The organism is Pseudomonas sp. 1 R 17 (genome assembly GCF_900067035.1).
GTDB lineage: Bacteria > Pseudomonadota > Gammaproteobacteria > Pseudomonadales > Pseudomonadaceae > Aquipseudomonas > Aquipseudomonas marginalis.
On record NZ_FKLB01000069.1, the window covers coordinates 357,837 to 383,537 of the forward strand.

At 44.5% G+C, this 25,701-nt stretch carries 29 protein-coding genes; 16 read left to right on the forward strand and 13 right to left on the reverse strand.

From position 1 onward, the window contains the following. Nucleotides 1-2 precede the first annotated feature (2 nt). On the reverse strand, nt 3-434 hold the full coding sequence (locus BFP99_RS30575) for a LexA family protein (RefSeq protein ID WP_065948925.1): 432 nt from the start codon (nt 432-434) through the stop codon (nt 3-5). Nucleotides 435-693: 259 nt separating this feature from the next. Here BFP99_RS30575 and BFP99_RS33160 point away from each other — a divergent pair, with 259 nt between their 5' ends. The 4 genes from BFP99_RS33160 (at nt 694) to BFP99_RS33165 (ending at nt 3,296) form a co-directional block, all read left to right on the forward strand. Next, nucleotides 694-981, forward strand: coding sequence for a hypothetical protein (locus BFP99_RS33160; RefSeq protein WP_141690849.1), 288 nt, complete (start codon nt 694-696; stop codon nt 979-981). 112 nt (nt 982-1,093) lie between these two features. Then, the gene (locus BFP99_RS30580; RefSeq protein WP_065948926.1) at nt 1,094-1,969 is read left to right on the forward strand and encodes an N-6 DNA methylase; all 876 of its coding nucleotides are present in this window, start codon (nt 1,094-1,096) and stop codon (nt 1,967-1,969) included. After that, nucleotides 1,966-2,817: an N-6 DNA methylase gene (locus tag BFP99_RS30585; RefSeq protein ID WP_065948927.1), complete on the forward strand. Its 852-nt coding sequence runs from the start codon at nt 1,966-1,968 to the stop codon at nt 2,815-2,817. Before BFP99_RS30580 ends, BFP99_RS30585 begins: the two co-directional genes overlap by 4 nt. 137 nt (nt 2,818-2,954) lie before the next feature. Next, nucleotides 2,955-3,296, forward strand: coding sequence for a hypothetical protein (locus tag BFP99_RS33165; RefSeq protein WP_141690850.1), 342 nt, complete (start codon nt 2,955-2,957; stop codon nt 3,294-3,296). A 314-nt stretch (nt 3,297-3,610) separates the two neighbouring features. On the opposite strand, the gene BFP99_RS30595 is transcribed toward BFP99_RS33165, so the two are convergent. The 5 genes from BFP99_RS30595 to BFP99_RS30615 all read right to left on the reverse strand — a co-directional run bounded on the left by BFP99_RS30595 (nt 3,611) and on the right by BFP99_RS30615 (nt 9,841). Continuing rightward, nucleotides 3,611-3,916 (reverse strand): hypothetical protein, encoded by a 306-nt coding sequence (locus BFP99_RS30595; RefSeq protein ID WP_065948929.1) that lies wholly within the window; start codon nt 3,914-3,916, stop codon nt 3,611-3,613. Nucleotides 3,917-3,918: 2 nt separating this feature from the next. Continuing rightward, nucleotides 3,919-7,047 (reverse strand): hypothetical protein, encoded by a 3,129-nt coding sequence (locus tag BFP99_RS30600; protein ID WP_141690851.1) that lies wholly within the window; start codon nt 7,045-7,047, stop codon nt 3,919-3,921. Between the two features lie 113 nt (nt 7,048-7,160). Continuing rightward, the gene (locus BFP99_RS30605) at nt 7,161-7,637 is read right to left on the reverse strand and encodes a hypothetical protein (protein ID WP_256098264.1); all 477 of its coding nucleotides are present in this window, start codon (nt 7,635-7,637) and stop codon (nt 7,161-7,163) included. Nucleotides 7,638-8,150: 513 nt separating this feature from the next. Next, nucleotides 8,151-9,284, reverse strand: coding sequence for a hypothetical protein (locus BFP99_RS30610; RefSeq protein ID WP_065948931.1), 1,134 nt, complete (start codon nt 9,282-9,284; stop codon nt 8,151-8,153). A gap of 2 nt (nt 9,285-9,286) precedes the next feature. After that, nucleotides 9,287-9,841 (reverse strand): hypothetical protein, encoded by a 555-nt coding sequence (locus tag BFP99_RS30615; protein ID WP_065948932.1) that lies wholly within the window; start codon nt 9,839-9,841, stop codon nt 9,287-9,289. A 736-nt stretch (nt 9,842-10,577) separates the two neighbouring features. Between BFP99_RS30615 and BFP99_RS30620 the strand changes: the two genes are divergently transcribed. The 4 genes from BFP99_RS30620 to BFP99_RS30635 are packed head-to-tail and all read left to right on the forward strand — an operon-like array spanning nt 10,578 to nt 14,497. After that, nucleotides 10,578-10,994 (forward strand): hypothetical protein, encoded by a 417-nt coding sequence (locus BFP99_RS30620; protein ID WP_231807904.1) that lies wholly within the window; start codon nt 10,578-10,580, stop codon nt 10,992-10,994. Continuing rightward, nucleotides 10,991-11,428, forward strand: a complete 438-nt coding sequence (locus BFP99_RS30625; protein ID WP_065948934.1) for a hypothetical protein — start codon at nt 10,991-10,993, stop codon at nt 11,426-11,428. The genes BFP99_RS30620 and BFP99_RS30625 overlap by 4 nt, the downstream gene beginning before the upstream one ends. A gap of 10 nt (nt 11,429-11,438) precedes the next feature. Further along, nucleotides 11,439-12,233: a hypothetical protein gene (locus BFP99_RS30630; protein WP_065948935.1), complete on the forward strand. Its 795-nt coding sequence runs from the start codon at nt 11,439-11,441 to the stop codon at nt 12,231-12,233. Between the two features lie 2 nt (nt 12,234-12,235). Continuing rightward, complete coding sequence (locus BFP99_RS30635) at nt 12,236-14,497, forward strand: hypothetical protein (protein ID WP_065948936.1); 2,262 nt, start codon at nt 12,236-12,238, stop codon at nt 14,495-14,497. A 115-nt stretch (nt 14,498-14,612) separates the two neighbouring features. On the opposite strand, the gene BFP99_RS30640 is transcribed toward BFP99_RS30635, so the two are convergent. Then, nucleotides 14,613-15,701, reverse strand: a complete 1,089-nt coding sequence (locus BFP99_RS30640) for a PIN domain-containing protein (RefSeq protein ID WP_065948937.1) — start codon at nt 15,699-15,701, stop codon at nt 14,613-14,615. A 509-nt stretch (nt 15,702-16,210) separates the two neighbouring features. On the opposite strand from BFP99_RS30640, the gene BFP99_RS30645 reads away from it, so the two are divergent. The 3 genes from BFP99_RS30645 (at nt 16,211) to BFP99_RS32590 (ending at nt 18,713) form a co-directional block, all read left to right on the forward strand. After that, nucleotides 16,211-16,636, forward strand: a complete 426-nt coding sequence (locus tag BFP99_RS30645; protein WP_065948938.1) for a DUF3010 family protein — start codon at nt 16,211-16,213, stop codon at nt 16,634-16,636. After that, entirely contained in the window at nt 16,633-17,730 is a 1,098-nt protein-coding gene (locus tag BFP99_RS32585; RefSeq protein WP_083221289.1) for a serine/threonine protein kinase, read from the forward strand. The genes BFP99_RS30645 and BFP99_RS32585 overlap by 4 nt, the downstream gene beginning before the upstream one ends. Before the next feature lie 323 nt (nt 17,731-18,053). Continuing rightward, nucleotides 18,054-18,713 carry a hypothetical protein gene (locus tag BFP99_RS32590; RefSeq protein WP_083221290.1) on the forward strand — a complete coding sequence of 220 codons (660 nt, stop codon included), beginning with the start codon at nt 18,054-18,056 and terminating at the stop codon, nt 18,711-18,713. 157 nt (nt 18,714-18,870) lie between these two features. On the opposite strand, the gene BFP99_RS30650 is transcribed toward BFP99_RS32590, so the two are convergent. The 4 genes from BFP99_RS30650 to BFP99_RS33170 form a co-directional block, all read right to left on the reverse strand. Further along, on the reverse strand, nt 18,871-19,752 hold the full coding sequence (locus BFP99_RS30650) for a ubiquinol-cytochrome C chaperone family protein (RefSeq protein ID WP_231807909.1): 882 nt from the start codon (nt 19,750-19,752) through the stop codon (nt 18,871-18,873). Nucleotides 19,753-19,763: 11 nt separating this feature from the next. After that, nucleotides 19,764-20,345: a helix-turn-helix domain-containing protein gene (locus BFP99_RS32595; RefSeq protein ID WP_158275426.1), complete on the reverse strand. Its 582-nt coding sequence runs from the start codon at nt 20,343-20,345 to the stop codon at nt 19,764-19,766. Between the two features lie 224 nt (nt 20,346-20,569). After that, nucleotides 20,570-20,905, reverse strand: coding sequence for a hypothetical protein (locus BFP99_RS30655; RefSeq protein WP_065948939.1), 336 nt, complete (start codon nt 20,903-20,905; stop codon nt 20,570-20,572). A 435-nt stretch (nt 20,906-21,340) separates the two neighbouring features. Continuing rightward, nucleotides 21,341-22,219 carry a hypothetical protein gene (locus tag BFP99_RS33170; RefSeq protein WP_122752480.1) on the reverse strand — a complete coding sequence of 293 codons (879 nt, stop codon included), beginning with the start codon at nt 22,217-22,219 and terminating at the stop codon, nt 21,341-21,343. Nucleotides 22,220-22,898: 679 nt separating this feature from the next. Here BFP99_RS33170 and BFP99_RS30670 point away from each other — a divergent pair. Both BFP99_RS30670 and BFP99_RS33855 read left to right on the forward strand, forming a co-directional pair. Next, nucleotides 22,899-23,132 (forward strand): hypothetical protein, encoded by a 234-nt coding sequence (locus BFP99_RS30670; RefSeq protein ID WP_065948942.1) that lies wholly within the window; start codon nt 22,899-22,901, stop codon nt 23,130-23,132. Further along, complete coding sequence (locus BFP99_RS33855; protein WP_065948943.1) at nt 23,129-23,350, forward strand: hypothetical protein; 222 nt, start codon at nt 23,129-23,131, stop codon at nt 23,348-23,350. Before BFP99_RS30670 ends, BFP99_RS33855 begins: the two co-directional genes overlap by 4 nt. Nucleotides 23,351-23,371: 21 nt before the next feature. On the opposite strand, the gene BFP99_RS30680 is transcribed toward BFP99_RS33855, so the two are convergent. After that, a complete protein-coding gene (locus BFP99_RS30680; RefSeq protein WP_065948944.1) occupies nt 23,372-23,680 on the reverse strand; it encodes a helix-turn-helix transcriptional regulator in 309 nt (102 codons plus the stop codon). 191 nt (nt 23,681-23,871) lie between these two features. Between BFP99_RS30680 and BFP99_RS30685 the strand changes: the two genes are divergently transcribed. Genes BFP99_RS30685 through BFP99_RS30695 form a run of 3 tightly spaced genes read left to right on the forward strand, consistent with a single transcriptional unit; the run spans nt 23,872 to nt 25,337 of the window. Continuing rightward, the gene (locus BFP99_RS30685; RefSeq protein ID WP_065948945.1) at nt 23,872-24,246 is read left to right on the forward strand and encodes a hypothetical protein; all 375 of its coding nucleotides are present in this window, start codon (nt 23,872-23,874) and stop codon (nt 24,244-24,246) included. Continuing rightward, entirely contained in the window at nt 24,243-24,779 is a 537-nt protein-coding gene (locus BFP99_RS30690) for a hypothetical protein (protein WP_065948946.1), read from the forward strand. Before BFP99_RS30685 ends, BFP99_RS30690 begins: the two co-directional genes overlap by 4 nt. Before the next feature lie 15 nt (nt 24,780-24,794). Beyond that, nucleotides 24,795-25,337, forward strand: a complete 543-nt coding sequence (locus tag BFP99_RS30695; protein WP_256098266.1) for a hypothetical protein — start codon at nt 24,795-24,797, stop codon at nt 25,335-25,337. A gap of 55 nt (nt 25,338-25,392) precedes the next feature. Here BFP99_RS30695 and BFP99_RS33175 read toward each other — a convergent pair whose 3' ends face one another. Continuing rightward, the gene (locus tag BFP99_RS33175; RefSeq protein ID WP_141690852.1) at nt 25,393-25,698 is read right to left on the reverse strand and encodes a hypothetical protein; all 306 of its coding nucleotides are present in this window, start codon (nt 25,696-25,698) and stop codon (nt 25,393-25,395) included. Between the last annotated feature and the right edge of the window lie 3 nt (nt 25,699-25,701).

The window sequence follows — 25,701 nt, forward strand, 5'->3', positions numbered from 1 at the left end:
AATTATCGAGACACACGGTGTAGGTTGTGCAGGACGATACCCCACAGCTCGATGTCTTCCCACTCTCCCACCTCAATGCTTGCATTGAGGGGATTGTGAGCCAGCAGAACGGGCGATTTTCCTAGGCGTTCTCTGTACTCCTTGCAGCAGAAATCTGAGCCAATGACCACGACCACAATGTCACCATTGAGGGGTTCCAAAGCTTTGTCCACGACCAGCACGTCACCATCGTAGATCCCAATCCCCTGCAGGGAATCACCGTCAGCACGTAGCAGCCAGCGAGACGGCTCACGTAGACACACCAGTTCATCCAGGCTCAAAGGCGGTTCGGAGTACTCCAAGGCTGGGGACGGAAACCCACACGAAACCCTGCCCACGATGGGCTTTCGCAGAGGATCTAAAGGGGGATTGATAGGACCGAGGATGGAGAACATGGGGGCTTGCTCATACTGTACATGCAAACAGTATGGCGCGACGTGCCAGCAGCCGACAAGCGACCTACAGATCCGTCCGACAGACGAGCTTCGAAAAAGCCTAACAGACGTATTCAGACGAAACGCGAACAGCGATCCCAAAGCTGAAAAGAATTAATTGACGAAAGACTATTTATTTAACGCAAAAATTAAAAAAACCAAAATGGTATAATATGCCTACAAAAGGAATAAACCTTTTATCAACAGGCCGGAGATAAGAATGATAGTTAGCACACAAGAATCATCAAAAGAAATTAAAGCACCAAAGGAACTTGAACCGTATTTAAACATACAAACCGACAAAGAAGGAAAAATAGGAATTAAGATTTTAGATTCAAAAATACTTGGAGAAAAATACACACTTGAAGTAATGAGACTAGCTAAAGAGGTATCAATATTAAACCACCATAACAATCATAGAAGCATAGAGCTACGTGAATATGATAGCGAAGATTACAAGCTACAAAAGACCGCATATCAGAAGTTTTACCAAAGCAAAATCAAATAAGCCCTTTAGGGCTTTCTTATAATCAAACGCCGAACCAATACTATAATAATAATCTTGACAACTACATTTAATTCGATCTATATTTTCGCCGTCATTACTGAATAGGTGAAAAATGAATGAATTAAAAATCCAAATCGAAACTCTTAGAAAAACCATATTTAAGATTTATGAAAATCATCCTGAAAACGATAGAACAAACCAAGAAGACTCATTCAAGCTGTTCGTGAAATTCGCACTGAATATTCAGCTAAAGCTCTTCATCGAACGGTACAAGCGATTGGGTTTGTCAGACGCAGAAACTATGCAATGCATAGTGATCCACCCTTCCCTTTACGAAATCTCTCCAAAACAGATCGATGATTGCGATTCCGAAGCACTCTGTATCGCAGTGGCGCAGTACTTTGAAATCGTGTCTATAGCTCCTGCATACACTGACGTTCTGTCACTTCTCCTAGAAAGCATACTGCTCGTGGGCAAGCGCGGGAAAGGACTCGGGCAGTGTCTGACACCTCCAAGCCTTGCAAGCGGATGCTCCGAACTCATGCCTATGCAGACAGACCAGCCATTCAAGGTCATGGAAATGTGCTGCGGGGCTGGTGCATTACTGTTGGCACCAATGCAGCAAATGATGAAGCGAAATCCCCATCACGCGAAAAATGCCACTGTCATAGCGAACGACATTGACCCTTTCATGTGCTGCACCACAACCCTTCAAATCATTGCCAACACTGTGATTAACGACATAGACCTTTGCGAGTTCACACAGCACTGCTCAAACGTGATTACAGAGTGGACTTCTGGAAATCCTTACCTCTTCAGGTTCATAACCCCTGCCAAGGTTTACGAATCTCGCGCCAGGATTCGTGAAGAGAAGCTTCGTGCGTGTGGTTACTACGAGATATTTGGCTACCCGGCGAATGTCACACCTCTTAGTGATAGCGAAGCCAAGAGAGAACACAGCGCTACGCAATTGGTAGGTGCAGCATGAGCCTACCTATCGAACAACAAATCAAAGCCCTGAAAGCCTCAATCTTTCAGATCACAAGCCATCAAACCGGTGGCAAACGGGCAAAACGAGATTTGGCCTTATCCATCTTCATCAAATTCAACCTTGGAGTGATGCTGAATCAGCTTGTGGCGCGATACCGTCATTATGGAGCCACTGACCTGGAGCTAACCAAACACGTCTTCATTGACGATACCTACATCTGTCTAGACGCAAAGCTGTTCAGCTCAATCAACCTAGCAGCGTTGGCAAGGTCGGCGCAGATCTACAAAGGGGTTGTAGAAGCCCTACCTGTGTTCTCAGACGTGCTGCATTCGCTCATCGAAGACATATGGCTTGATGACCAGAAGGGCAATGGTTTAGGTCAGTACCTCACTCCACCAGACTTGGCTAATCTGATTGGCAACCTGATAGACGTGTGCGAATCCGACCGAGATAAGCGCACCCAGCCGTATGTCATACATGATGATTGCAGTGGGGCAGGTAGCTTGACGTTACCAGCAGCACAGAGAGAAGCCAGAGTAGGACGCCACCGCACGCAATTACTCAATTTAATGGTGAACGACATTGACCCATTGATGTGTTGCGCAGCGGCCCTGCAGTTCGTATCGAGCATGGTGGTTCATGAGCATGACCTTCATCAGCTGAGAGTCATTTGCTCGAATGCGCTCACAGAGACGAAACCTAATAGTAAGTCGATGGTAGTCATCAAGACTCCTGAAAAGGTTCTCCTGAACGTCAAGCTCGCTCATGACCAGCACATGCAGGAAAAGCTTCAACAGTTCAAACATATGAATTCATTGACGAATAGGATTTTAAATAAAAGCTAGGGTTATTTTCGCACAACCCTAAAAAATAAAATCCAAATGGTACGATAGTTACACCTAACCCTGATTTTACGACAATGCAAATGGTAATATATTTATATGAAAAGCAATTATGCCGACATATTCGAAAGGTAATTAGAATGACAACATTAAACAAACCCGCAAATGAAAAAGCACAAGCAGCAGCCAACACCAACTACAATGAAATATTAGGCTTGGGATTCAAGATAGAAATTAGATCTCAATCCAATGGTAAAAGCAGAGCTTATCTCACAGATAATAAAATCGAAAGAATCATGGAAAATGATACTCCGATATCCATAGACTTTTACGACAACAAGGGTCAATCCGTTAATCCAGTGAGATCACGCGAAGGCTCACACCTAGATTACGGATTAAAATTGTTACTGGAAAAAGCTAAAAAGGCAAAACTGACAGTAACGCCTGAACCAAAGAGCAAAAAGGTAAAATTCAAAATATAATAACTCAAATAGCCCTAATGGGCTTTTTTTGTATCCTAGAAACCTCACTCACCTACCTGCAATCTTTAATGATTCAACGTCCTCTCCTAGCAACGCCCTCAACACGTTCGTCTTCTCCCCTTCCCGAAGGATGAACGCAAACACAGAACAGGTCACAGGCCATGCCACACGGTTAGAGGCAACGAGGGGAGCCAGATCCATGGCGCTAGGCATCACAGCAACAGGCCAAGGCTGTATAGCGGCACTGGCCGACGCCAAGCTCAAGGCAAGGAAACAGCACAGAAAGGCTCTGGTGACACAAGCAAGAAACCTCATCAATCACCAAGCCCGAGCTTTTCAAGTCTCTTCTTTCTGACCACATTCTTGCGCGCCACTTCCAGTCCCATCAGAGTTTCGTTGTGTTCAATCACATCACGATTCGCAGCATCAACTTCTTCAATTTTTGCATTTAGCTTATGATTTTTACTCACACCCTTGAGAATTGCCCAAAACAATACCGCGCAAGCGAATGCAGTTAACAACATCGCACCGAAACTTAAAACGGTAAAAACCTTCACCAGACCTAGCACGACGATAGCAACCAAAAACCAATAGTAGTGCTTTTTAGATTGCTCATTCATATTCAAGCCTCCCCTTCAGTGGTTTGTTTATTATTATGTTCTTCCTTACTGAATTCTTCACGAGCTTGTCTATTTCTCTCTTTCCTTTGGGCCTCGTATTGCTTGGCCTTCAAATTGTTAGCCACAAGATTTTTGAAGCCTTTCTCAAGTGCTGGGACACTAGAACTAATCGCATTTTGCATTCTATTATTCGCAAACAATAAAGCATACATTCTGTTTGCTGAATCATCAGCAGGGGCATCCTCATTACCGATTACTTTCATTGTACTGTCGAATTGGTCCATACCACTTTTATAGATACTGAAAATACAGAAAATGATAAAGATTACCGTAGCAAGAATTGCAAGAATATCTCCAATAAACGACCCATCACTCATACCTAGAATTCCAGCAATTAAACCTTGAGCATTCATATTGTCTGCAGTGAATGAAATCACTTTCATAAACAATGCGAGAACGGGCATGTACCAAGCTAAATAAACCAACTTCCAACCAGCTCTTTGTAGATGGATAGGATTACCACTTATGGCTCCGTAGCTGAAAAGTACCGGTGCTTCGATAAATTTGAAGAAAAACGCGAAGTAGATAAACGAAATCAATCTACCCAACAACATGAAAAATAAGGCCAAAGGAATAACGTATTTACAGAAAAAACCTAGAGCAGCAAAAACGTAGCCTAAAGGCAAATACGCGCTCATTATAATATCCATTGATTTGAGAGCTATCTGTACTGTCTTACCGCTAAACGAACCTAGGAATTTAGCGATATTTCCGGTGAATTGTCCTGTCTTGATTCCCGCTGATGAAGAATCACTAGAACCGATCATCTCAATAATCGAATCGAGTGTTCCATCTGCAACGGCTGTAAGCGCCTTAAGCAATATGATCTTCACACCAAAGTCGAACATCTCGTTACCAAGCATGTACATCCCACCAGCGAGACCTATATGGTAATTGTTCGCACAGCTTTGTGGATTTGCTGCACACTCAGCTCTACCTTTCATAATCGACAGCGAGGGATCAAACCCGGCCATCAATTTGATAGAGGTGAAATCAAAGCCGATTGCATCCATGATTAATTTGTTAAAGTCAAATTTACTAAACCAGCTTCCATCGTCCAGGAGAGTGGAAGGTGTTACGTTGATAATTGCTGAAAGATAAAGCCCTTTGTAATCAATCGGAGCAAACGGTACAAGGTTACACGAACTTGCTTGGCCTTCTGGCCTAACATCCTGTATGCCACAAAGCACCTTTCTATTCACATAGTTATAGTTTTTAATATCGGCGTTATCCCAGTGAACAAAGAAAGCATTTTTCAATGTTTGGGTACTGATATTTTTATTGTTGCGGAATTTAGACATTGATGAAGCTGACAAAGCACTACCTAAAATCCCTTTTGTCGAATTCGTCAGCACCTCATATGTCAGCATGTCTATGCCTTCCTTGTTCTCTTGCAGTGCCTTCTTTACCCCAATGTAATAAAGCTCGAAAGCCCTATTAGCAGCCGTTAAGTAAGCTAATTGCACCGCTCTGAATTTTAGAACGTCAGCTTGATTTTCGCTTCCCAATATCTCAATTCTCAATGAGGTTGGGTTAAGGGTCGCGCACTGCATGTCAAAATCAGAGATTGAATCCCATCCTTGGTCACGGTTTAATTTGCTACCCTTCACGTCATTAGGTAATTCATTGTATTGCTTTATCGCACGCCTTGAGGATTCATGCTCAGACCATGTATCAGTGCAGTATTCGTTTAGTTTGGCTTTTACAATCGTGTTCTTAAAATAGTTAATAATGTTTTGAAATGAAGCACCATCAGCATCAAAGTCGTGGCCCATGTACGCTGAAAGAAATCCCGATGCAAATTTCGATTTTATCACTTCAGCAACTGATGACGTACTGACTCCAATTTCGTCAAGCTTCAAAATACCCATCACTTCTTTTGATTTAGTATAAGCATCATCAACAATGGCTTGCTCTTCTGCATCGAACTTACCATCAACAACATTCATTGAGTTCGTTTGGAAATTGTCATCCATGATTTGAGCGTAATACTTACGACCTAACGTACCAGTATTTTTCAGGTAGGTAGAAGATCCACCTAACATTTCATTGCTAGTCTTTGCCCCCTTTTCAAACATAGACCTCATCGTACCGTCATTAAGACTCTCACCAGTCAATTGCTCAACGTCAGCACCATTCGATCCAATGATGAATTTACCAAAACTAGCTGGATAACCTTTAAGCACTTGGTCTTTGAAGGGATAATGGTCAGCAGACTTTTTCATCGAATAGTCTTTGACTTCGTTGAGCCAATGAACAATGTTCTTCCAATTGGTGGTTGCGTCTACGTTGGGTCTACCCCAGCTTTTATCCTTCGAAACCTTTAAACCGGCGTCAGCAGAAATTTTAAGTATCTCACCTCTTGTATACCCGGCTTCCCCAAATGCCACACGATTATTAGCAAACATTGCGTCTATCGTCCTTACATCTTCAGTAGCTATATCGTTTATCCTCTCGATATTTGCAGAGAAAACCATCTTCTCTTCTGGTCTGACCACATTATAATCTTCAGACTTGGCAAGCTCTTCTAAATCAGTAGAAAGTGCATGCTTATTCGAGACCATGAATCCAAATATTGCAAACAACAACATTACAACGCTCACAATGATGAGGTGACAGAAAAGCAGAAGCAGTGCAATCATTCTTACAGTATTATTTTTGATAGCAGCCTCAAGGCTACCGGTTTTGGCCTTGTCATATAAAAATTTCCAAATAAGAAAAACAGCAATCAAACCAGTTACGCCCAAACCTATATTGGTTAAATATGTAGTCATTGAATCGAGAAAAGGGCTAGGCTTTGAGAAGCTGGCATCAGTACGACCAGCGTTTACAAGAATCGGCTTGATCGCTTTAACAGCAGCAGAATTAGTACCTTCTAAAGCTAGAAGTACGCTTACCCCCTGATCGGCATCACAAGCGAACATGCCCTGTGTTATCTGAGAAGCCAACCCCTTGGATTGAGGTGTTGCTGTCCTCATCACTTCACAAATATTTGAATATTCGAGAGCTTGGGCTTGGTTGCCAATTAACAGAAGAAAAAGCATTGCGAACAGAATTTTGAATTGACGCATTAAGTTTAAGATTTGTTTTCTTAATTATACCATTTGCCGAATGGCTTTTAAGACATAGAAAATCTCTCAATAAAAAAGCCGCTTAAATGCGACCTTTTGAACTCCATTAGCAATCAACCTCTGGTGAGAGTTTCGACCTCTTCATATGCGTTAGCTTGGATCGTATTGAGCTGGGCAGACCACAAGCCTACAGCGGCACCCAGGACGATGAGACTCACCACTACGGGTACGTGAAGGGCAAAGGCTATGGCGAGCATCACAGAGGGCACCAGGAAGCACACAGCGCCGTCTTTGATGATTGCTTTGTGCTGTGCCACGTACTGGCCGGGTGCAAGGATATTGCTTGATAGGATCTTGCCTGAAAGCGCGAGAGCTGGAGTAAACCCGCCTTCATAGCCATCATCCTTTTTGGCGCATTTGGCTCTTAGCATTGCTAGGGAGGAAACTCCTAGTAAGCTGATTAAAAATACCAAGGAGAATAGATAGAAGGCGAAGCTTGTACTGAAGGGTTCTTTGAGGAAGAAAGCAATAATCGTTTTGATCACGAAGCCACCCATAACGGCAATGGGTAGGACGCGGACAAGGTTCATTCCCACACCCTCAAGGAGATTCCTTTTTACGTGCAGTAGACTTTTGATTTCGGAATCGGTTGGTTGATTTTTCATTTGTAGTAAAGTTTGTTTATGCTCCCATTATACCATTTCATAAAAACAAAACCGCCAGTTAAGGCGGCTTTATTATTGCTTAAATTTATCAGGAATGACGGCCATTCCTAAAGCTTAAAAACAAAATTGGAACATACACCACAACGAAACCAAGAATGCAGAATATTGACGCCGGGTAAATAAATACATCCAGAAAACTAGTAAGGTTTTGAAGCGTATATTTTAAAGCAGCAACCATAGCGTTAGATACGAGCCCCATTCTTTCTGCTGCTCCGTTAAAAATACTATTAATCGAGATAAATCCGATAAAAATAGATACAACTGATAATTGCATTACTTGGGTTTTTGTAATTTTCATAATTAGTAAAGTTTGTTTTATAAGCGAATTATACCAAGCCGAAAATTCAAACTTGACTTTAAGGAGATATATTTTCGAAATTAATTATTTAAGCCGCTTTCAATCTCTCCCAGTTTAGTAAAATATTCATCCACGACCGTAAACTCATAAGAGTTAAGTGAAACCTTCTCCCTTACTAAATGCAGTTCATCAAGAAACTTTTGAATCATTTTTTTATAGGCTCGCGAGTCTTTTAGCTCGTTAACTTTCAGCTTCGAACTGAATAGAATATTAAGCTTTTGCCAAGCTTCTAAGAACATTCGCTGACCGGCTGTATCCTTGGCTTGATCAATCCAGAAATGAAGCCTAGCCAGCTCATCAATCATTTTAATTTTTTTGATCGGAACAAGCCCATGCTTTGCAGCATAGCGCCCATCAAAATTCTGCATCAGGGCTTTTCGCAATTCGTAGCTTTCGGCACGATGAACAATGCTAGGGACTGGTGAATTACCAGTGAAGGTAAGAAATGCATTCAAGATGTTCGTAACACGATACACGTATTCATTCATCGAGTAGATGTTAATCCCAAAATTATGACCATCAAGCTCCATATCACCATCAAAAGCATCCTCTACATGACGGAAGCTCAGTGAGTTGGGCATCATCATTAAATGCCTTACGAGGTTATCAGCCTCACCAACAAACCATTGTGATTTTTCAAGCATGGCTTTGAGTAGAAGGTGGCTCGAATACATGTCAGACAAATCGCCAACCGTCCCACTGCCACTACCCAAAATCTCCACCGTGAAAAAGCATTGCAGGGGAGAGTTCTGAGGAAAAATATTGTGGTAGAGGTTGTCGTGATTCTTGAATTTTATCTTACCCTCTAGACTCTCTTCAATTTCCTTCAACCGCTCAAAAAACAGCTTTCGATGGTTCACGTATTGCTCGAATGTCACAGCTTCAATTTGTTTCGCCGTGACCTTCTGCTGCTCCTTAAATTGAGCATTCAGGAACAGCAGAGTGGCTATGGTTGCAGTGGTGCCAAACAACGTGAATACACCAGCCAGCATCGAGCCAAAACTACTCCATGCCGTGTGGTCATGTGAGCGAGGCCCAAGGCTTACCCCATAGGTAATGAAGATAACCAAAATGAACAATAGGCCAACACCTATGACACCCGAAATCCATGGATATTCACAGATGCTTCCCCACCATTTTTTAAAAGTTTTCATTTTTATTTATTCATGAGATAGATAAGAGCAATCGGTGTTGCCACAGCAAAAAATATAGATACCCCTGCTAATATTATAAGGTCGGTGCGGGTGGCATTTTTATTGTTCGTTTGGATATATAAAAAGTTAATAAGCACCCAATATAACAGGCCACCAAAAAACCACCAGGCTAATTGAGGGTGAGGCGTTTCTGAGAGGTATTGGCTGCTGACAAAAAAACCTAAAGCACCGTAGGCAATATCAGAGGCTATATTAGAAACAAACAATAAAAACCTAACAACCAACTTCAAAAGTTTTTCATTAGTAATTAATCTGACAATGGTTGCGAATAATACACAGCAAGCACTGCCTACCGCTCCATAACGAAGATTTACCAGACTTTTATTCTCATCAACAAATTCTATAGCATGTAGCTTCGTAAAAATGGCGGCTATGATGAGGGCCAGAACGAAGGGATAAATAGAAACCTTAAAGTTATCTAAATACCAAATTCTGGCGTTGTCTATCTTCACAGGTAGCCATTCTTTCCTCTTGCATTGACAGGTCGATGCGTTCATTAACGGTCCTTGTTATCACGTTGATTGAGGCATGCATTCTACCCAAGGTAATGGCACACCGACAGCACATCTCTCATCACCCTGGAACAGAGCCAACCACACCTCCCACCAGCCGATCCAAGGGCACACCAGCGGCACCCATTTCTGCCTATCAATGGATCTGACTAAAAGCTCTTACCGCTTCTGTACAACGTACACGAACCATCCAGACACAGCCGATCCAGCTACGGCCAACACATCAGCTTGCCGAGAAGATTCCGGCTGCGCAGCGGTCGTATGCTTCACTCACTCCCCTACCCCCTTCGGATGACCACGACAGCGGGGATTCCACCAAGAGCTATGCACCATTGGGTAAGTATTGGTTATTCAATAAAGCTATTTTTAAGCATTTTTTACAGCAGGCAAGGTCAGGTTGTTAATTGACAAGTCAATTAAAACAATCTAGCGCACTCCGTTTGTTTGGATACCGCATTCTATAAGGCTTTCATTAAATCAGTGATGACAAAAATCAGACATGAACCAATAAAAAAGTGAAAGCATGTTAAAAGGCATCAATAGAATAAAGTGCGCTACTGAAATGCTATAATCTAAAGTACAACAATCTCTATTCACCATGATAACCACACACCTAAAAAACTATTTTCGACTTATAAAGCTTGGCAAAAAATTACGCTCCAAAGAATCCTACAAAATCTTAATCACATACAGAAACTCTGTAGAAGACAACATTCGTGACGTGCTTAAAGAAATAGAGAGCACGCAGCCCCATAAACTACGCAAAGCACTCTTTAAATCTGTAAAAGCTCGGGCCGAGGAATACACACCATTGGCTATGAACCTCGCAAGGTTAAACTCTTCAAAACTCGAAATAGACAATGCCATCTTGGACTACAAATATCTCTACCTTATGAACCCGGTTAAGCAAAGAGCCCTAATCTACAACTATGATTTACTCAACCTTTTAAAACTGCAAACCACATTCGTACTTTTAACTATTATTTTAATTATTGCAGCAGTCAATCACTTTGACAAAATCATCGCTTGGATAATTGCAAGTGTTGTTTTTATTTACACTCTACAAATGAAATCCAACAGAACAACTTGCGAAATTAAAAATGCTATAATAGATACAAACAAACAACATAAAAAATGACAATCACAAAAACCATTTCTGAACTAAAAGACGACATTATCGAAAAACAAAACGAGTTCACAACGCTAGCTTCGGAAATAAAAAAACTTGAAGATCAGGCTAATACCATTCGCGCAAGCCGAGACAAATTCGGTGAAACCCTACTGAAGAAATCTTCCACTGACGAAGCAAAAGCCAGGGCTGAAAAATCCTACGACAACAAAACCAAATTGCTTGAAAGAAAGGAGTCTATAAAAAAGTTAAAAACAGAAGCCCGAGGAAAAATCGCGTCAGAAATGAGCGCTATTGAATATTCGATCTCAGTAATAGAAGCACTAGAGTTTGTCGAAGAAATGAAGGCCCTGACTTCAATCAAGGACACTGCCAAGTTAAGAGAAGCCTTCAGGACAAAACTTCAGCCGCAGCACACAACGAATAACAGCCCCCATCAGTGAGGGTTGACCCATGAAAAGGTATCTCCAGTTCAGGTGTTCAGAACGCTTCAAAGCAGACCTGCAGAACCTAGGTTTTGCTTGTGGTTACACACGCCTTCCAGAGATCGTGAATGAGATCGAGATAACGGCCAAATACAGGAAAGGCGTGAGCCTTTTCCTGACCAATCTCCACAGGGATAAAGACATCTACATTCCTCTGAAGGATCAGAAAAGCGTTGCGGCGTTAAAGGACACGTTCAACAGGAATCAGAGCAACATCCAGCAGCTTTTCAACCTCTGTGCAGGCCAGCAGTACACATCTAAGCAAGGCAAGACAGTCAAGCTCCCCAACGTGCTTACGATGCTCCTGAAGCATCACGTCAAGGTGAACCTGCTCAGTGAAAAATTCACGTATGTCCACGTCGAATACGTTGAGCAAACGACTGGTACGGAGGCCGTAGCCAAGCGCAAATTCTTACGCAGTAGCCAGCTTTATACGGAGAGCGAAACGCGCCTATCTGCGCTGCTTGAGGACGAACCATACTGGTTTTTTAAACACGATGACGATCCATTTACTCAAATTGTGAGGGCAATCGAAGAAGCCAAGATATTCAAGATTGGGGTTAGCTCAAAGCACCCCTTCTTCGTCGAAAGAAAGCGCATTTACGACCTTCTGAATCGACGCGTCAGAGACGTGAATGAGCTTGTGAAAATCGGAAAGGACTACAAAGAATTGTTGGTTCGCACAATGCTTGAAGCATCAAAAGCGTTGGAGCTTTTACACATGAAATATAGGAATAATAAAACGATAAGAATACGAGAGTAAAAATGATAATTGCCGCACCGCTTAAACTTAAATTCGCAAGCATTACATCAAACGCAAAAATTGAGTACGTTGAATCCTCTGATCCTGAAATAAGAGGAAAGGTTAGGATCAAAGGAGCAGTTGCATACCTGTATCTCCCAAAAATAAACGATGACGGAATGGACACTCACGTAGGAGCCCAATACGCAGAAACTAATCTGGACGTACAGTTAGATTCACCATACAAAATGAAGAAGCTTGGCCTCTTTAAAAACGACTTTGAAGAAAAGAAATACACGTTAAAATTTGCAACTACTTGCGCACATGAATTCATGGAACATTCTAACCAAGGTAAAAAGTCTTCCTCCAAAGCAGCGGATGCTTTTTCGTTCATCGTTTCTTGTACAGACAACGAGCTAGCCACACTAAAAACTGACGAAGAAAAAGCAAAATTCCTTATCAATTCTGCCAAAGAAACTTTACTTGAGCTGTCTAATTCCAAAACGGATATTGCATTTAAATACATGATTGTTCCGCATTTGAAAGACGGGAATCCACACGTACACGTCCTAATGTCTACTCGTAGACTGGATGGGTATAGACCTAGCTTTTTCCGTGGCAAAAAACACAGCGGCATAATCAAAAAAATGAGAGACGTAAAATTCCGCCTTGAAGAGAAGTATCCATTCCTTTTACAGATGGAGCATGAAGACCGAGCTAAAACTATTGATGTATCAACAAACCCAAATACAGGAGAAGTCTTTGGTAAAGACGTTGAGCTAGTAAATAGTATTGAGTCAATCACCTCGAAATTCATCGGGCAGAATTTCTCTTATCCACAATTCACACAAGCCCTCCAGGACAGTGGTTTTGAGGTTGTGGATGATTACCTTAATGGAAAACAGCACATCAAGATCAAACACAAGGATTATAGCGATAACTTCCTTTCTATAGACACCCTCCCCCATCAAACAAAGGGTGTGCTTGAGTTGCATGCAGCTTACAAATACAAAGCCAATCAAACAAAAACAGATGTGTCCCTGATCGTTTCAAAAGCAGCGGCGCTAATAAACGCCACCGACATGAGCGATGGGATTGAAGAGCTGAACAAAAAACTGTACCAAGAACTCGGCGCTAGGTTGGTCCCGAACATCAGCAAAAACAAAAGTGGCGAACGTAAGGTTAGCGGTTGGTCGATCTACCTGGACGAATTCGACTTCAAAATCTCTGCCAAAAAATCCGGCGTCATCATTGATAACAAGCTGAAAATCGACATGGATGAGGTCGAATCAATCAACAGCCTCTACCAGATGATCAAAAAGCAGAACATTCAAAAGCAGGTCACAGAAGCCACGGCGAACGGCTCAATCTCCATTGGGGACGGCAGGAAGAAGAAGATCAAGTTCAGGTTCATAGACAACTCTGAAAGCCTTCAGGATTTCATCACACGGTTCAACGAGAACAGTAGATTCGGCCCATCAATCACCAAGCAGATGATCGTGGGGAACACCGTTGTGTCGAAATTCAACCAAAGAGACGTATGCACAATCGTTGGGAATGCCGTAGAGACCTACCAGACTGACCTGAATTCGGCACTCATCACCATGTCGATCCACGTTGCCAGAGGCCACGCCAAGATACGCTGCACAGGGGAGCCGAACCCAAGGACTCAAGCGAATCTCTACCTTGCATCCCGCATTTGCGGCACGACGCTTCTGGACTACACCCCATCCCCGGAGCTTGTCAGAGAAGCAGATTCAATGATGGACAAAGAGTACAAGAAGCTCGTGGTAGCTAACCGTCAGCGCGTGAGGGACGCGGTAGCCATGAGAGCAACAAACCCAACCAACAAATCGAAGAAGGTGTTCATACAAACGAACAACAGAATGGATCGTGAGGTTGATGCCCGACCGAAGCTATATGGCTTCCTCTATGGCATACACAAGGGGATACCCTTCCAGGACTTCACCTACGTCCAAAATCTGAACGATCTGCCGAAGGCAGTGAAGAAGCGTGTCATTGACGACCTACGCAAGGATGAGCAGCTTTCGGCCAACGAGATGGACAGCATCCTCATAAGAGCAGGGATAACCCTGGAGGACGCACCACCGGCAAAACCACCAGCCCATGTGCCGGCACTTGCTGCGCAAGATCAAAAGCCAGCCCTTGCAACGCATTCAGCTCCTGCGGACACAGAGCAGGAAAAGCCGGATCAGCCAGGTTCTTTAGCATTCGGTAAGCCTAGAGGCCCTATACGTCAACCTAGCAAACCGGGTAAGACATGATGTTTCTCATCGGCCGCCCGGCCTCGTCTGGTGGGACGCTTCAAAGATGAATGCAGCTGAAGCTGTGCCAGGATCTTGAGGTTTTTAGGTAGATAATCCTGAACATGGCTCAATGTTAGTCACCGTTAACATCAAGGTGTCTGACTTCATGATCATAGGGGTCTAATAGCGGTATAACATCCGGCGCAATTATCTCTTCAATGTATATTGAGTGATCAATTCTATCTGAATAGCCTATTACCAACTCAGCAGAAAAGTTAGCTCGAAATGATTTTGCATGAATACTTTCAAGAACAAAGAAATACCTATCATCCTCTCGATCAAATGGGCTTCTATCGTAGTCCTTAGTTATTTCAACTGTATCGACAGAAACTGAAAATAATAGGCTGTAGGTACAGTATTCTTTATCGACGGAAATTAAATTACTATCAACCAGATTTAGGTCTCTAAATTTTACATCTTCAAGCGAGGCCTCATCGTATCTGCCAAAGTCAATTATATCGATAGTGATATCATTCAAAGAATCACTTATTCGCTTTATAGCTTCGTCACGTACTTTCATGAAGGCGGTAGCGGCAAATTCAGAAGGTTCTATGGAAATTATTTTATTTATCGAATCCATTAGCACATCTATGGACTCACTACATATTAGATTGGAGTGAGTCTCCGAAAACCTGAACATATCCTTGTCTTTTGTGATTATGTGTATTGGCCAGCCCCGCGTTCTTGAAAGTTCATCCAGCGCTAAAAGCACGTAGGCGTCAGGGAATTCTTTTCTCTTTTCGCCATTTGCGAAAGGCGCTCTCAGATTGAAGTACATATCGAAAACTATCGATGCGCTCACATTTTCAATCGTGACATGCTCAACATTATCCCCGTGTAAAAACTCGTCGAAGTTTCTGCATAGCCTATCCTCTACCGCTTCAACAGTTAATTCCTCAAATATCCCATGCACAGCAAAATCAGGAGTATTGCGTAGCAGCATCGCAGAGCGCCTTACTTTTTTTATTTCTTTAACCGCCTCCTCAGATTTAGTTCTAATATGCTGCCTAACTTCTTGAATTGTAGGATCGGTTATGAGAAGCCTAATCTCCTCATCGTCAACAAGCTTCTTAAAAGCCTTTAGACTGTGATTATCAAACTGAAAATTTTTACTTTCAAAAATATTGGTATCTAGAAAAACTAGCCGTGACTTGATTTCCATCCTAGCTCCCTAAAGCATTTAATGATTCTTGTTTTGCCGATCTTGAGCGTCGGTGCTTTGGTATAAAAATACCACTCGCTGTATTGCTTTGCATACTACGTTTTAGGCCCCATGTCTGAAATTACGATACGCCCCCCTTGCTGGGGCCGCTTTGGAAACTATTATTCCCAGCCACATTACCGCAGGGGATGCCGATGAATGCTCGATCGAGGTTGCATGGAAAAGGGAAGAGGCCTGGCTAGTAAGGAATTATCTTTGTTCCTTGAGAGCCGTTATGGGCCGTTTTCTTTTTCTCACCATGGACAGAAAATAGCCGAAACAGCCGTGCTACGCATCTGCTGATAGGCAGAAGCGCTCAATTTGCTTCTTATCGCTTCTGCCATTCGCCAGAGGAGTCGGGGAAACCCCAGTTAGGTACTCAGAGACAAAAATGGACGAGCTGATGGCCACCTGCTAGCCTTGTAAATTGTACAACTATGCAGAATTTATTTGAAATCTAAAGGGATGTTATGGACAAAATATGCGGCGTGGAATTGGCAGGCTCTGAAGCAGTAATCGTGCTGCTGGAAAAAGCCAATGCGGACTATGTGTTTCTTAGAAATGAGTCACAAAAAATCAAACTTGGTGATGACGAATCTAGTGATGACATAAAGTCATTTTTTGAGACATTTCAGAATTTTGTAAGACAGCACAACGTCGAGCTAGTAGTTATAAAGAAGCGTCCTCAAAAGGGAAAGATGGCTGCTGGTGCGGTATCCTTCAAGATGGAATCACTTATCCAGCTAAATGGAGTTTCAGAGGTCACATTTGTGACCGGTCAAGGAATGTCTGCATCTGAGAAAAAAGTTCCTTTCAACTTGCCAGTCGGGCTTAGAAAATATCAGGAAGACGCCTTCAAAGCCGCTGCTTTTTACATTCGGAAGCAGGGCCTATGACTGGGATACTAATTGAGACCGTCGGTGCTCCTCGGCAAATAAAGGATCAGCTCAGATTTTTGAGTAAAGACATAATATTTACGAGAGAAGGAAACAAGGGGGCAAATGGTTATTTATTTTTCGGCCGAAATCGAATACTGAATAACGAAGTAGCTGTAAAGTTTTACTACTGGGGAGGAAACATTAAGTATCATGCTGAACCCAGTACTTTGGCGTTGATTGAAGCGCCAAATATCTTGCCGGTAAAGAGTGCCGGCCTTCTTGACGGGGAGTGGGCATATTTTGTTACGCCTCGCTTGGATGGCGATCTTGACGATGTGCTAGAAAAGACTGAACACAGCAATCTGCGAGCGGTTGAGCGAGTTAGGCAAGTTTTGTGTGGCGTTGTTCATTTACACCAGCGGCGATATCTACATAGAGATTTGAAACCTTCTAACATTTACGTGGGTGATGATGGTAGGTCGATCATCGGCGACTTTGGATCAATTAAATATATACCCGAAGATCTAGATTCAATACCTGCATCAAGCCACGCTGTTCTTTATAGACCACCGGAGTCTCTTGAGGCAGGGTCTTACGGGTTCGCAGGCGATCTGTATCAATGCGGGGTAATGCTCTATCAACTCTTGGGTGGCTATTTGCCCTATGAAGAAATGGCGTGGCTAAGTCAGAGACAAAGGCGTGAGCATGATTTGCTTTCGTCGAGAGCTGATCAAGCGATCTTTGTTGACAAGTGCATAAAAGAGCGTATTCAACGCGGGAAGATTCTTGATCTCTCTACGCTCCCCCCTTGGGTTCCAGATGTCCTTAAGAGAACAATAAGAAAAGCTACCCATATAAATCCAGAAAAACGATTTGCATCTGCTTCTGCTTTTCATACTCACCTTAATAATATCAAAAATAATATCCCAGATTGGTCAGTAATCGAAGGACGCCCAGTTTTGATCACCCCTACTATTTCTTTTAGAATTCTCGAAAAAGATAATCATCTTTATGTGCAAAAATCAAAAAATGGCGGTGTTTGGCGGCGAGATAATTTGATTATTGGCACTAGCCTTAGTGATATTGTTTGTGAACTTGAGGGGAAAATCTAATCATTCTCGGTATCCATTTGTCTTCCACTTTGGGTTAACTCCACCAAATAGCCGGCAGCCCTTATGAGCTTTAGTTTTTAGTCAACTCCAGAACCGTCAAACCTTGTCAGCCAATTTTCGACGGTTACGAATGGCAGCTATTGGGTTCTTGCTGCCCCTCACTACAGGCGGCAATCGGCCAACTCTGTTGTAAACGGTCGACTTTCGGTAAGGTCCATAAAGGGGATACCATTCTGCTTACATTCAGTGGCGTGCTTGATGCCGTAAGCACAAGTTCCCAAGAATCTAGGCGTCGGGGAGCCTGACGTACCTAAAGGATTATCATGTTCCGCAAAGCTCACATCATTACCTTTCCAGCCCTTATCGCGACGGTTCTTTTACTGACCGGCTGCCCGCCATCACCAGAATTTACGCGGTGGAAACGCCCTTCTACCTCTGTTGAGGGTGTCAAAGCCGCAATGACAGAATGTGGCGACCCGGTAGGCACTTCGATAACGGATTTGCCAATCAACGAACAGGTGCTGCAATTTCAGTGTATGAAACGTCATGGTTTCATCCGAAAAGACGGTTTTGAATACTGTGACATTATGAAAGACATGCCCGCCTGCGTCGAAGAGAGGCAGGGACATCCTCTAAGCCTGTCCCAGCTCGAGGCTTTGCCATTTGTGGAGGACGAAGCATTTCACCCTATAAAGCCGAATTCTGGCAGGGATGAACGCATGCAAGTAACTTGGCGCAAGGCGGGGGCATCACCGCATTTCTCAGTCCAGATAGCCAATGATAGTGAAGCCCTACCTGTAATGTATGCATGCGGTTATGCCAAACCACTGGGAGCAAATCTTGACGTTGCAAGCATTGGAGATACAGCCAAAGCGCAACGCTGCATGATTGATCACGGCTTTGAGCCAAAGCATAAATCAACGCTTGTTTGCCTGATTTATCCACAGGTGACGGGCTGTTCGTCAACGAAACTGCAGCGTTGATGCCGTGGATAAGCACGGGTAAGGGTTGCCGGTGAAGCTGACTGGTGTCATTAACGGAGACTACCTGGCGAATGGCATCCTAGCGGTGATGAGGCTATAGACCTGCTCCAAATAACTGATATCAGAAAATCTGAAGCAGATCGAAAGCATCAACGCGCTATTTCAGTCCGGCACCGCATGAAGCGCAAAATTTGCTGCTAAGAGGGTTCGGGACATTGCAACTTTTGCATTCGACGGTGGTTGCGTTCATTAGAGCTTTTTGTCTCATATACGCAATTTGCACCACGCATGGGACCGTCACTCTATACGCTGGGCTTGCAAGATCCGCGATTGTCCATAGACCGGTGACTACCCAGCCAATTGGCCCCAATACAGCCCCAATCGATTTAGTGATCAGACGATTAGTTGCGAATGAAAGCCCTTTGCCCAAGATGCTGCGCGCCACGGCGTTAGCAACGATCAAAGCAATTTTAAAGGTCGCGAAGCCTGCCATTTTCCCTGCTACAAGCATGGCGGCGGTGGCGGTGGGTCCAAGCAGCGAAAGATCTGTCACCCCAAGCTCATCCAGAACTGCCTGACGCTCCTCCGGTGTCATTTTTTCAAATGAATCTCTCAGAATTTTCTTCAACAGGCCATCTTCAATTACAAGAACATCATCGCTCTTGTTGAAGTTGACTTTCATATGAGAAGCAACATCCCTAACGACTTCATCATAATCTACAACGTAGTCGGCTTCAGGGAGAATTTTATCTAGAAACCCATCAAATATCTTACTTCTGACATTGCGGTAAGTATTGGCTATCGTATTTCCGCCGAAACCACAAATCTCATTCGCTACTGCCATCCTATCAAAGTCGCTATAACTGCCTTTATCACGACACGCGATTAAGCGCTTGCATGTGTCACCATCTAACATTAACCGTCCAGCGCCTTTATCAGTAATGTAATCGACCAAAATATTAAGATCATCAACATCTGAAACGCTTAACAAGCTCATAAGGTCATGAGGTTGCTTCATAAAATTCGAAAATTCAGTCATGGCATTTCCTGTCATAAGCGAGGCGACGAGGCCCCTATAATTGAACATATTGTCAGAATCGAGGGGCGATATCGGGCGTTCATATTTGCCATAGGCGGCGCGGAGCAAGTCGCTGCGATGGAAGTTCTTCTTTTATTCAAGTTGCTGCTTTCAGCATCAACATCTTCTTTCGGAATCAGTCCCAGCATTTGAGCCATTAACAATCCAGCTTCAGCAATATCAACATTGCTTGATCTACTTTCAGGAGACGTAAGCTGTTTCGAAAATCTCAAAAATCGCCCGTCATTTTCAACTCTATTCAGATAGTCTATGGCGTGGCAAATTCGAACCCAGTCATCGGCTGACATTAAAAGAAAAGCTACAGGTAGCCCTAGTGTGCCCGCCAATCGATATAGCACATCTAATGTAGGGTTAGCGGGATTTTCCTTACTTGCTGAAAGATATTTTGCAATAGTTGACCTACCGACGCCCGACTCTTCGCTCATTTGAAGTTGGGTCATTCCTTCCAAATTCCCGTCGCTATCGGTACCGCCGACGCGCATCGCACGACGCAGCGCTTCTACAAAATTGTTAGAGATATCTAGAAATTCCATTAGCTTCCCTACCGACCAATCCGCACCACGATCCCTTTGTGCCAGCATCGTGCCATGATTTGGTTTATCGGCAAGCCTCCCTGTCTACTTTAATAGACTGGGCATCTGATCGACATAGATGGCCAGACAGCAGCCTAAACCCCTTCCCCCTGACACGCAGTCATTTCCCAACCGTCAGAAACAAAAAAGCCCGGCAAACCGGGCTCCCTGAAACCGAACGCTGCTTATTTGGCAGTTTTCAGCTTGATCACGTCACCGGATACGGTTGTGGTGTAGCCGTTCAGAACCCAAGCCCAGAACCATTTTTCCTGCACCTGAGTATTGATCAGGGCATCGCCACCTTTGGCCTGAATCGCGGAACTCTGAGCACGAACAAAACGGTCGTTCTGACGAATAGGGATCAGACCGAAAAGCATCAGGCCAGTGGCGCTCGCCTCACTGTGGCCAACGATAGTGTATTGGCTGCTGTCGTACTGCTGGGTTTTCATGGCGGTGCCGGTGCAACCCGCGAGAACCAAACCACATGCTGCAGAAGCGATGATTTTGCTAAAAGACTTCACGTAAAAACTCCATGGTGTAGAGCCCGGATCCAATTATCGGGCGGGGACACTTTACCGGAAGGGATACCACTTATGCACACCGTCCAACGCTTCCTAAAGAAACGTAGGGATGATTGGCACCCACTGGTCAATTTGATACCGTCACGCTACGCTCGCTTTCATTGAGGGATGGTGGTGAGTGGGAAATTGCACTTCACTTGACCACCCGTTTGCACCGGACTTGACCAGTCATTTGCATTCTCGCTGGCCAACTGTTGTAGTTGATCGGTGTCAACGTGTGCCACTCAGGAGGAGTGCGTCAGCCAGACACTGAAGGACTGCAATCGGGCCGGTTCCTGACGGTCACCATTGGCTGGGACCGTCCAGGGCAGATGCAATTGGTGGTCAATATGGAAGCAACAGGCTCGGCAGACTGGCGCAATTACGCAACGACCGTCACCAGGTCTCCCCGATATCATCATTGTCCGCGCTGAAGCATGCGTCGGTGATGTCCGCTACATCCAGAAGAGATAGGCCTAGTACGTTGTTGTAAGGTGCCAGTTGTGCCCAAGCCTCGACTTCCGTCATGTAGGGAAGATGTTTGACGACTTCCAGCTCGCTACCCATCTCATTACACCTTACGACCGCGCTGGAAAATCCGGCTTGCCGGCTGTTGACCAAGCAATAAGCCTGGCGAAGATCAGGTACGCGGTCGGTAATTGATTCAATGAATGTGTGGGAGAGAGGCCGTGACATTGCGCCGGTGAAGTTCGTCGCAGTGCCGGTGTTTGGATCTAGGGTGATCCACCAGACTGTGAGCTTGAAGGCGACGCCGCCCTGTGGATTGGTAAATGTCATCACGGAGGGGGTGTGATCCAAGCGGCTGTAATCGGGTTTGTGCGGACCCAATGGCACTTTGTGCTCGGTGATGCTCCCAGGTGCCAGCGCGACCGCATAACTCCAGTATCGAGGTATCGCATCACCTTCCGGGTCAGGCCTTGAGCAACTGGGCACAGTGAAACCTGCGGGGTTCAAGGAATGCTTGGTCAGATGATTGCGCACCTTTTCAGGCAGCCGCCATGGAGCATCAATGCCGGTGGCTATGAACGTCTTCGGAAGTGCGGACGGAACTTCGAGCAAGGCAATGCCAACATGGGTATTGCCGGGCGTGTGGTTGGGCAACATTGCGGATGCCCCATTCCAGTCATTGAAGCCGAGCAGCCTGCTGAGCATTTCACGCTTTGTCGCGAGATTGCTGGGACGGCCCAGAGCTTTTGATGTGGAGTGGAGGATATGCGACAGCAGTTTTACATCGTTTGAAGAAATCGCGGACATACGAGGCACCAGATAATCGACCCATGTGCATCTGGTTCCCCCTATTACAGACACTAGATCGAGTTGATTTAGGGCCTAGCATGAGTGTGTCGCGCCCCCCGCGATAGCAGAGGGTGGGAAGGCATTAACCGTGCACTGGTGTGCAATGGGGGAGGCTGGGGCTTCCAAAACCAACGATAGGGTATGGCCAATTCGAGCTCGCTGCAATAGGCCGTAGTAGGTACAGCTATTCTGCAGACCTCGATACCTCAAGGTGAGCCTACTGATCCGTGTGGGAGCTGTCAGCTTTTGGCCGCTCTCTAGCAGTTGTCACTTCCATGCAATCACGCAGGTGAGAATAGAAGCCCCGGAGGTATAGCGAATTAGGGGCTTCGCTTTAATCAGCAATCAGGCCCACGGTTTCATACAAGACCATCGAAACAGCGAACACCCATGACGCGGACCGGATCACTGCGATCAATATCATTTGCTAGCTCACTGCACGTCCATACGCTACACCTTGCCATTATCAGCCTAGCTCTCAGCTCTAGGGACATACCCATCGAGCGTAACGCACCTTCACACTCATCCTTCACGAGCCTAGGCAGTGACAAATGCAAGTGATGAGGGCGGGTTCTTGAGCTCCTCTTTCCTCTATAGTCATACTCGTCAGATAGGAATCACATGTACGGACGCCACCATGCACCTCACCAAGCCCAAACAAGCGTTGCGCGAAGATCTTAAAGAAGCAGCGGCCACCCTCAAGTGGGCAGGCCTCGATCTGTTTGCCGTGGCAAATCGGATGCAATCAGCAGGAGATGAAAAAGGTGCCACCGAGCTAATGGAGATTGCTCGCTCCTTCCAGGAAGTTGACGATAATCTGGAGACGCACTCGGTGAGCCAAGTGAAGCACTACTCGAATAAAGTCGTATGACGGCATGGCGAAATCAGAGCTTCAAAAGCAAGGTAGGGGTCATTGCTTGGTTGGCCTTTCTCGTACTGATCTCCGGTGATTCAGACCCGAGTGGTCTAGGCGGCGGTTCGTCTAACCGCAAGCGGGTTTTCACGCCTGGATTTCTCGTGCTATGCGTTTTCGTGGCCGTGATTGAATTGATAGCGCTGAACCATTTTTATGGCGTTCAAAAGTTCTAGGCTATGGTGGCTACCCTTCCGCTAGGGCTTCGATGCCTTGCGAGCCTTCCCTACCAACGCAACGAGCCGCCGCAGCTCTTCAGCATCTGCGTTGTGGATAACCTCAAAAAGAAACGCCCTCTGCTCAATCTCGCCTTCAAGGTCAGCAAAAAAATCCTTCACCGGCACGCCAAGAATTTCAGCAAATTTGTACACAGCCTCCACGGTTGGGACGTACTCGCCCGTTTCAAATCGACTGATCGTCTTGGGGTCGAACCCCGACCGATTGGCTAGCTCCGCTTGTGTGATTCCCTTCCCTAGGCGGTATTTCTTAATCGCTTTTGCAAGCACCACAGTTTTTCAGCCTGTTCACATATTTCAAACAAGCACTTCACAGTAAAAATCCTTGTCTACAAACGCTCTGTGCCATCGGATTTTTTGCCAAGAATACGATGGCTGGCGTAGACTCCGCTTTAGGTATCAGACGGCCACCACGCCGTCTGTCAGGGGCTCTACGTTCGGTATGGTTGAGGATTCAGGGAATGGCAGATCGCGATGAGGATGACAAATGGTTGTCGTATGACGGCCAGAAGCACGAAACCCATTTTCAGGCCAACGAGAAGGACAAAGCCCATGGCCGGGAGATGCGTGAGACCTTTCAAAAAGAAGTCAGCCTGAAGGGCAACCTTGTCCAGGTCATCTACCTTTTCGTCTGCGTCATTGTGTTTGCGGGTGCGCAGGGCTTTGAGAGTGGCTTGGGCTACATACTCCTTATCCCGATGATTTGGGGTTTGTATGCGCTCACCAAATTCGTCAACAAATTTACCCAAGAACAAAGAGACCGGGTATTTATGTGGACACTCATCATCATTGCAGTCGTTTCAATAACGATGATGATCAAAGGAATCGTGAAATGAAAATCGCTACACTAGTGCTTTCAGCTTTGATTTTCTCCACTGCGCCCCTTGTTCAGGCTGCCACTAGCTTTTCGAAGAATGAAAGCTATCGGGTGGACCAGGTGAGTGCAGATATACAAGGTTTCGGCAATCAGATTTTAGATCAAGCAGGAAAATCGAAGTATCTGAAATTTGATCTGCAAGGCACAGAATATGCCTACATCATTGAACGTCTTGGTTCAAACGATGTGCAATACACGGGAAATGCTAAAGACCTAAATGGTGTCATTTTTATTAATGTGAGAGCTTTCAAAGACGGTTTTGAGCTTCCAAAACAGGTCAGCACGTTCAAGCCTAGCAAATATAATAATGCGATCCGCATTGTAAAAATGGACCGTAACGACGAGCGCCCTTATGAATTTGACCTAGGGATGAATGAAGACAAACAGTTATTCTTGATTGAGAGCCCAACCTTAACAACCAAGCTCGAGCAGGTCGAGACAATTAAAAAGCACGTTTCAAGAAAAGACAAAAAAAGCCCTTACGCTTTCTAAATGGAATTTCATACCATGTTTAAGCAAATCAGCAGTCTAGTATTTACAGCTATGCTGTTTTCAACAGCCACAGCCGTACAAGCTGACACCAGCTTTTCTAAAAACGAAAACTACAACGACCGACAAGTCAGTGCCGACATCCAAGGCTTTGGGAACCAAGTTCTAGACCAAATTGGAAAATCTAAATATATAAAATTTGACCAGCAAAAAACAGAATATGCCTACACGATTGAAAGAATGGGTTCAAACGATGTGACGTACACGGGCAACCCTGCAGATATGAAAGGTGTACGGTTTATCAAAGTACAATTCTTTGTAGATGGGACACCGGGCCATACTCAAGTGAGTTCGTTTACACCCAGCAAATATAATAACGCTATCAAAATCGTAAAAATGGATCGTGACGATGATAGACCTTATGAATTTGACCTAGGAATGGATTCCGACAACAAGCTGTACCTGATAAACAAAAACGGAAGCACAACACCGCTCCAACAAGTCAATGAAATAAAACGTGATATTCCGCTGACAGAAAAAAACAAAGACATGATTTTCTAATTATAATAAGGCAGTAGAGCAAATCTACTGCCTTAAAATTCATCAAGCTTCCGCCTTATCCACCTATGATTTTCAACCTTATTATCCTCTTCTCACCAGGAGTTAAATTCATTTCAGCCAGTTCGCCAACTGCATGAAGATAAGCATCTTTCGTTGTAGGCAGATTTTGATCAAATTCTTCTTCAAAATCATGAAAGAACAAATTAGCTAATCTGTCAGCTTCAATAACCAAATCATAGCGAGCCAATTCTTCTGCTAACCGGATTCTTTTTGATTCTTGATTGTGAAGCCTCACCCCCGCCACATAGTCATTATTATTCTTGTCTTCTAGCTCAAGCTCAATCGTTTCATATGTATTCATTTT

Coding starts and splice junctions, on each gene's coding strand:
- BFP99_RS30575 (WP_065948925.1), bottom strand. CDS start 434: ATGTTCTCCATCCTCGGTCCTATCAATCCCCCTTTAGATCCTCTGCGA.
- BFP99_RS33160 (WP_141690849.1), top strand. CDS start 694: ATGATAGTTAGCACACAAGAATCATCAAAAGAAATTAAAGCACCAAAG.
- BFP99_RS30580 (WP_065948926.1), top strand. CDS start 1,094: ATGAATGAATTAAAAATCCAAATCGAAACTCTTAGAAAAACCATATTT.
- BFP99_RS30585 (WP_065948927.1), top strand. CDS start 1,966: ATGAGCCTACCTATCGAACAACAAATCAAAGCCCTGAAAGCCTCAATC.
- BFP99_RS33165 (WP_141690850.1), top strand. CDS start 2,955: ATGACAACATTAAACAAACCCGCAAATGAAAAAGCACAAGCAGCAGCC.
- BFP99_RS30595 (WP_065948929.1), bottom strand. CDS start 3,916: ATGAATGAGCAATCTAAAAAGCACTACTATTGGTTTTTGGTTGCTATC.
- BFP99_RS30600 (WP_141690851.1), bottom strand. CDS start 7,047: ATGCGTCAATTCAAAATTCTGTTCGCAATGCTTTTTCTTCTGTTAATT.
- BFP99_RS30605 (WP_256098264.1), bottom strand. CDS start 7,637: ATGAACCTTGTCCGCGTCCTACCCATTGCCGTTATGGGTGGCTTCGTG.
- BFP99_RS30610 (WP_065948931.1), bottom strand. CDS start 9,284: ATGAAAACTTTTAAAAAATGGTGGGGAAGCATCTGTGAATATCCATGG.
- BFP99_RS30615 (WP_065948932.1), bottom strand. CDS start 9,841: ATGAACGCATCGACCTGTCAATGCAAGAGGAAAGAATGGCTACCTGTG.
- BFP99_RS30625 (WP_065948934.1), top strand. CDS start 10,991: ATGACAATCACAAAAACCATTTCTGAACTAAAAGACGACATTATCGAA.
- BFP99_RS30630 (WP_065948935.1), top strand. CDS start 11,439: ATGAAAAGGTATCTCCAGTTCAGGTGTTCAGAACGCTTCAAAGCAGAC.
- BFP99_RS30635 (WP_065948936.1), top strand. CDS start 12,236: ATGATAATTGCCGCACCGCTTAAACTTAAATTCGCAAGCATTACATCA.
- BFP99_RS30640 (WP_065948937.1), bottom strand. CDS start 15,701: ATGGAAATCAAGTCACGGCTAGTTTTTCTAGATACCAATATTTTTGAA.
- BFP99_RS30645 (WP_065948938.1), top strand. CDS start 16,211: ATGGACAAAATATGCGGCGTGGAATTGGCAGGCTCTGAAGCAGTAATC.
- BFP99_RS32585 (WP_083221289.1), top strand. CDS start 16,633: ATGACTGGGATACTAATTGAGACCGTCGGTGCTCCTCGGCAAATAAAG.
- BFP99_RS32590 (WP_083221290.1), top strand. CDS start 18,054: ATGTTCCGCAAAGCTCACATCATTACCTTTCCAGCCCTTATCGCGACG.
- BFP99_RS30650 (WP_231807909.1), bottom strand. CDS start 19,752: ATGACTGAATTTTCGAATTTTATGAAGCAACCTCATGACCTTATGAGC.
- BFP99_RS32595 (WP_158275426.1), bottom strand. CDS start 20,345: ATGGAATTTCTAGATATCTCTAACAATTTTGTAGAAGCGCTGCGTCGT.
- BFP99_RS33170 (WP_122752480.1), bottom strand. CDS start 22,219: ATGTCCGCGATTTCTTCAAACGATGTAAAACTGCTGTCGCATATCCTC.
- BFP99_RS30670 (WP_065948942.1), top strand. CDS start 22,899: ATGCACCTCACCAAGCCCAAACAAGCGTTGCGCGAAGATCTTAAAGAA.
- BFP99_RS33855 (WP_065948943.1), top strand. CDS start 23,129: ATGACGGCATGGCGAAATCAGAGCTTCAAAAGCAAGGTAGGGGTCATT.
- BFP99_RS30685 (WP_065948945.1), top strand. CDS start 23,872: ATGGCAGATCGCGATGAGGATGACAAATGGTTGTCGTATGACGGCCAG.
- BFP99_RS30690 (WP_065948946.1), top strand. CDS start 24,243: ATGAAAATCGCTACACTAGTGCTTTCAGCTTTGATTTTCTCCACTGCG.
- BFP99_RS30695 (WP_256098266.1), top strand. CDS start 24,795: ATGTTTAAGCAAATCAGCAGTCTAGTATTTACAGCTATGCTGTTTTCA.
- BFP99_RS33175 (WP_141690852.1), bottom strand. CDS start 25,698: ATGAATACATATGAAACGATTGAGCTTGAGCTAGAAGACAAGAATAAT.